The organism is Vibrio sp. 10N.222.54.E6 (assembly GCF_041473955.1).
GTDB classification, from domain to species: domain Bacteria; phylum Pseudomonadota; class Gammaproteobacteria; order Enterobacterales; family Vibrionaceae; genus Vibrio; species Vibrio tasmaniensis_A.
In genome coordinates this window covers 1-332 of the sequence record NZ_JBFRTD010000079.1, presented here as the reverse complement: position 1 = coordinate 332, position 332 = coordinate 1, and the positions used below count along the sequence as shown (strand labels likewise).

1 protein-coding gene is annotated in these 332 nt (G+C 41.9%); it reads left to right on the top strand.

The window, feature by feature from the left end:
- On the top strand, positions 1-332 hold a 332-nt coding region (locus AB4513_RS24475; RefSeq protein ID WP_372081628.1), incomplete at both ends, for a hypothetical protein.

The following is a 332-nucleotide window of genomic DNA, read 5'->3' as shown; positions in this document are numbered from 1 at the left end:
GCTGAAAGGCTTGCATTTAACGACTGGTGTAAAAGTGAAGAGGCGCAACAGTTAGCGGCCAAACAATGGCAAACTGAGCGTTTTGAAGGTGTATATATAGCCGTGTCGAATATCGATGATGACCTACCCGAACAATCGCGTACAGAAGCCGCCATTCAAGCCGTACAGAACGAACAAAACGTGTCTGTGGAATCTGTTTTTTTAGATTTACACAACAAATCAGAAGGCTTTGAATACAGCGTTGAGAATGTAGAAACGTTCTTAAAATGTCAAAAAGAGATACTTAGTCGAGCATTCGGTGATTCTGTACCTAATAGCGCATTCGTATCATG